This window comes from Hansschlegelia beijingensis (genome assembly GCF_045505405.1).
GTDB classification, from domain to species: Bacteria; Pseudomonadota; Alphaproteobacteria; order Rhizobiales; family Methylopilaceae; genus Methylopila; species Methylopila beijingensis_A.
In genome coordinates this window covers 1-4067 of sequence record NZ_JBJKEX010000280.1, presented here as the reverse complement: position 1 = coordinate 4067, position 4067 = coordinate 1, and the positions used below count along the sequence as shown (strand labels likewise).

The 4067-nt window shown below is 70.5% G+C and carries 6 protein-coding genes and 1 pseudogene; 3 read left to right on the top strand and 4 right to left on the bottom strand.

Annotated elements, in window-relative coordinates; translation table 11 throughout:
- From ACIKT0_RS14275 to ACIKT0_RS14260, 4 genes are all read right to left on the bottom strand, one after another.
- Nucleotides 1-860, bottom strand: an 860-nt coding sequence (locus ACIKT0_RS14275; RefSeq protein ID WP_407105985.1) for an FAD-dependent monooxygenase, incomplete at its 3' end; no start/stop codon positions are given.
- Complete coding sequence (locus ACIKT0_RS14270; RefSeq protein ID WP_407105984.1) at nucleotides 857-1105, bottom strand: zinc-finger domain-containing protein; 249 nt, start codon at nucleotides 1103-1105, stop codon at nucleotides 857-859. The genes ACIKT0_RS14275 and ACIKT0_RS14270, both read right to left, overlap by 4 nt.
- A 74-nt stretch (nucleotides 1106-1179) precedes the next feature.
- Nucleotides 1180-1341, bottom strand: a complete 162-nt coding sequence (locus ACIKT0_RS14265) for a hypothetical protein (RefSeq protein WP_407105983.1) — start codon at nucleotides 1339-1341, stop codon at nucleotides 1180-1182.
- On the bottom strand, nucleotides 1338-1814 hold the full coding sequence (locus ACIKT0_RS14260) for a DUF2243 domain-containing protein (protein ID WP_407105982.1): 477 nt from the start codon (nucleotides 1812-1814) through the stop codon (nucleotides 1338-1340). Before ACIKT0_RS14260 ends, ACIKT0_RS14265 begins: the two co-directional genes overlap by 4 nt.
- Before the next feature lie 119 nt (nucleotides 1815-1933).
- Here ACIKT0_RS14260 and ACIKT0_RS14255 point away from each other — a divergent pair, with 119 nt between their 5' ends.
- The 3 genes and pseudogenes from ACIKT0_RS14255 to ACIKT0_RS14245 all read left to right on the top strand — a co-directional run.
- Nucleotides 1934-2686 carry an alpha/beta fold hydrolase gene (locus tag ACIKT0_RS14255; protein ID WP_407105981.1) on the top strand — a complete coding sequence of 251 codons (753 nt, stop codon included), beginning with the start codon at nucleotides 1934-1936 and terminating at the stop codon, nucleotides 2684-2686.
- A 95-nt stretch (nucleotides 2687-2781) separates the two neighbouring features.
- Nucleotides 2782-3606: a serine O-acetyltransferase gene (cysE, locus tag ACIKT0_RS14250; protein ID WP_407105980.1), complete on the top strand. Its 825-nt coding sequence runs from the start codon at nucleotides 2782-2784 to the stop codon at nucleotides 3604-3606.
- Nucleotides 3607-3687: 81 nt separating this feature from the next.
- Nucleotides 3688-4067: pseudogene (locus ACIKT0_RS14245) on the top strand (bifunctional [glutamine synthetase] adenylyltransferase/[glutamine synthetase]-adenylyl-L-tyrosine phosphorylase); the annotation flags it as partial.

Here is a 4067-nt window from a genome sequence, read left to right as displayed (position 1 = left end):
CCAAGGAGCGCGATCCGGCCGCGACGCATGCGCGGATCGGGCGAACGGTCGCGCAGGGGCCAACGGGTCCAGGCGTTGGCTGCGCCAACCAGATCCCGGGCCGGCCGGGACCAGCCCGCCACCAGTTCTTCCGGCGTCAGCGCGTGATCGTCCCCGATCAGCACGAGGTTCGCCTCGCGCCCGCCGCGCACCGGATAGACCACGAGGTGCGCGCCCGGGCCGAGCGCCACGGTCACCCTCGATAGCTCGAAAGCCGCCGGAACGGCCGCGGCCGGGAGCACCGTGCGCCACGCGGTCAGTCCGGTCGCGCGCGCGGCGCGGGGAAGTTTCACGGCGCGCCGTATGTTCGAGCCAAGCCCGTCCGCGCCCGCGACCCACGCGCCCTCGACCTCCTCAGGGCCGGAAGCAGTGGCGAGTTCGAGAGCGGCGCCTGAGGCGGTCTCCCGCGCCTCCCTGACCTCGGCGCCGAGCATGAGCGCGATCGCAGGCTCGGCCCGGGCTGTCTGAAGCAGGATCGTCTGGAGATCGGCGCGATGGATGACGCGGTATGGCGCGCCCCAGCGGCGTTCGGCCTCCGCGCCGAGCGGGAGAGCCTTCAGCAGCCGGCCGCTGGGCCCATCCGTGATCGCGACCGCCCGAGGCCGCGTTCCGGCAGCGTCGAGCGCAGGTCCGAGGCCGAGCGCGTCCAGGACGCGGCCGGCGTTGGGAGAGAGTTGAACGCCCGCGCCGGTCTCCTCAAGGACCGGCGCCCGCTCGAACACGCGGCAGGCCACGCCGCGGCGGGCGAGAGACAGAGCAAGGGTGAGCCCGCCGACGCCGGCGCCCGCAATCAGAGCGGGTCCGGTCGCCAGCGATCTCACGCCGGCGTGGGCGTGCGCCAGAGACAGCCGGCCGGATCGGTCTGGTCGGCGTGCAGGTCCGGGCGGAACTTGTAGTGCGTCGAGCAGTAGGGGCAGATGATCTCGTCGTCCGAGCCCATGTCGAGAAAGACATGCGGGTGGTCGAACGGCGGCTTCGCGCCGATGCACATGAACTCGCGCGCGCCGATGGCGATCGTGGAGACGCCTGCGTCGTTGGCGAAGTGCGGCGTCGCGTGTTCGGCCATGGCGGCTTCCTCGAAAGTGACTTTCGTCGCCTTACGCATTTTGCCGGGCGCCGGCAAGACGCGGACGTCAGCCGTCAGAGGCCGAAGCAGCGAAGCGTCAGGAGATCGTCCAGGGTGGGCCTGTAGCCGAACACGACCAGGCTCCAGGCCGGGTAGGTCGCGGCCGTGAGCCCGGCGGCGAGCGCCGCCCAGGGCAGCGCGGCGCGCAGCCGTGAGGCTCCCGTTCCGGCGCTCATGCGGACTCCGTCCTTCTTCTGGCGGAGCGCAGGAGCAGCCAGCCGCCGACCAGCATCGCCGCCCCCCAGAGCAGGAAGCCCAGGTCCCAATAGATCCACTGCGAGCGGGGCGCGGTTTCGTTGACATGGTGCAGGCCAAGCAGCTGATGGTTGACCAGCCCCTCCACCACGTTGAACGCTCCGAACCCGATCAGCATCGTGGCGACGAGATAGCGGTTGGACCAGTACAGGTGGCGGCGATGCGCCGACCGCCACAGGATGAACAGGCCAAGCACCACGAACACATAGGTCGCGCTGTGGAAGATGCCGTCCCACAGCGTGTTCAGCTCGAGGCTCTCGAGATCGCGGATCGGATACCAGCTGCTCAGCATGTGGTGCCATTGCAGCACCTGATGCAGCACGATGCCGTCGAAGAAGCCGCCGAGGCCGAGGCCGAACAGCACGCCGGCCGCAACGGGGAATCTCTTTTCCATCTGCTCTACCTACCACCGGTTCCCGGGTTTCGAACCCAAACGCTCCGTGAGGGCCCCGGCTTCCGCGCGGGACCCGGGATGATTAGGGTGCCGCCGCTGGCGCACCAGACGGAGTCTTCATGCCGACGTTCCAATCCGACGGACTCGAACTCGCTTACCGGGACGAGGGCGAGGGCGACCCGATCCTGCTGATCCACGGCTTCGCGTCGTCGCTCGACGTCAACTGGGTGGGTCCGGGCTGGTTCGAGACGCTGAAGCGCGACGGGCGGCGCGTGATCGCGATCGACAATCGCGGGCATGGCGCGAGCGAGAAGCTCTACGACCCGGCCTTCTACGGCGCGGACGTCATGGCCCAGGACGCGCTTGCGCTGCTCGACCACCTGAAGATCGAGCGGGCGGACGTGATGGGCTATTCGATGGGCGCCCGCATCACGGCGCTGATGGCGATCCGCCATCCCGAGCGCGTCCGTTCGGCGATCCTGGGCGGAATGGGCGAGGGGCCGCTGCGCGGCGCCCCCTCCGCGGAGGCGATCGCCGAGGGGCTGGTCGCGCCCTCCGAAGACGACATCGTCGATCCGATGGCGAAGATGTTCAGGCGCTTCGCGGAGGCGACGAAATCCGACCGCCGCGCGCTTTCGGCCTGCATGCGGGCGCAGCGTTCGCTGGTCTACGCCGGGATGCTCGGGACCATCAAGGTCCCGGTTCTGGTCGCGGTCGGCACCGAGGACGACGTCGCCGGCGACCTCGACGCGCTCGTCAGGCTGATCCCCGGCGCCGAGGCGCTGCCCATCCCGCGCCGCGACCACAACCGCGCGGTCGGCGACAAGGTCTACAAGGAGGGCGTGCTCGCCTTCCTGGCCAGGCGCCCTTAACCGACATGGCCGCGCGGCGCCTTTTCGGCGCCTGCGCGTTTACCCACATGTGGTAAGCCTGTGGGGCGACGGCGCCGCGGGCGGAGACCTTCAGCATGAGCAAACTGGCGCGGGCCGAGTCCCACAATCTCATGACGCTCGATCCGGTATGGGCGCGCATCCGCGCCGAGGCGGAGGACGTCATCCGCCGCGAGCCGGAGCTCGGCGGCTTCGTGATGAGCACCGTGCTCAATCATGAGCGGCTGGAGCAGGCGGTCGGCCACCGGGTGGCGGCGAGGCTCGATCATGTCGACGTGCCGCGTTCGCTGATCTGGCAGGCGTTTGAAGAAGCCACCCAGTCCGATCCGGAGATCGGACAGGCGATCCGCGCGGACCTCAATGCCGTCATAGAGCGTGACCCGGCGTGCCACCGGGCGATCGAGCCGCTGCTCCACTTCAAGGGCTTCCACGCGATCCAGGCGCATCGTCTGGCGCACTGGCTGTGGGGCGAGGGCCGGCGCGACTTGGCGCTCTACATCCAGAGCCGCGCCTCGAACATCTTCCAGGTCGACGTGCACCCCGCGGCGCCCTTCGGCCGGGGCGTGTTCATCGACCACGCCACCGGCGTGGTGATCGGCGAGACCGCGGTGGTGGAGGACAACGTCTCCCTGCTGCACGGCGTCACCCTCGGCGGCACCGGCAAGAGCGACCAGGACCGCCACCCCAAGATCCGCCGCGGCGTGCTGATCGGCGCGGGCGCCAGCATCCTCGGCAACATTGAGGTCGGCCACTGCTCGCGCGTCGCGGCCAACTCCGTCGTGCTCCGCGACGTTCCGCCGAACGTGACCGTGGCGGGCGTCCCGGCGCGCGTCGTGGGCGCCTCGCCCTGCGCCGAGCCCGCGCGCGCGATGGACCAGGTGTTCTACGACGCAGGCCTCTGAGGCCGCTTCAGGCAATTGGCCTATCGGCCCCTTGCGGCGGCCGCGCCGTTCTTCCAAGCCTGACCGGCAGGGAGACGGCGCATGGCGGAACGAACCTCGAGGAAGCGCGCGGCGTCGCAGCAGGCGATGCTTGCGGAACGCCTGACCACGGCGCCGCAGGCGGCGGACCGGGAAGCCGCGCACGAGCGGGTCAACGAACTCCTTCAGGAGCCCAACGCCGCGGCCCTCGCCGAGATGGCCGGCGCTGCGCCGGCGCGGGCGATGCTCGAGGGGATCGCCGACGGCTCGTCGTTTCTCTGGGGACTGATCTCCCGTGACCCCGAGCGTGCGGCGCGCCTGCTCCGCTGCGACCCCGACGAGCGGCTGGCGGAGCTGCTCGCGGAGCTGGAGGAAATCTCCCGCGCCGAGGACCGTCGCCCGCTCGCCGGCGCTCTGCGCAAAGGTCGCGCGGAAGCGGCGCT

Bases quoted from the DNA above. Each gene is read 5' to 3' on its own strand.
- ACIKT0_RS14260 (WP_407105982.1), bottom strand. From the start codon at position 1,814: ATGGAAAAGAGATTCCCCGTTGCGGCCGGCGTGCTGTTCGGCCTCGGC.
- ACIKT0_RS14265 (WP_407105983.1), bottom strand. From the start codon at position 1,341: ATGAGCGCCGGAACGGGAGCCTCACGGCTGCGCGCCGCGCTGCCCTGG.
- ACIKT0_RS14255 (WP_407105981.1), top strand. From the start codon at position 1,934: ATGCCGACGTTCCAATCCGACGGACTCGAACTCGCTTACCGGGACGAG.
- cysE (WP_407105980.1), top strand. From the start codon at position 2,782: ATGAGCAAACTGGCGCGGGCCGAGTCCCACAATCTCATGACGCTCGAT.
- ACIKT0_RS14270 (WP_407105984.1), bottom strand. From the start codon at position 1,105: ATGGCCGAACACGCGACGCCGCACTTCGCCAACGACGCAGGCGTCTCC.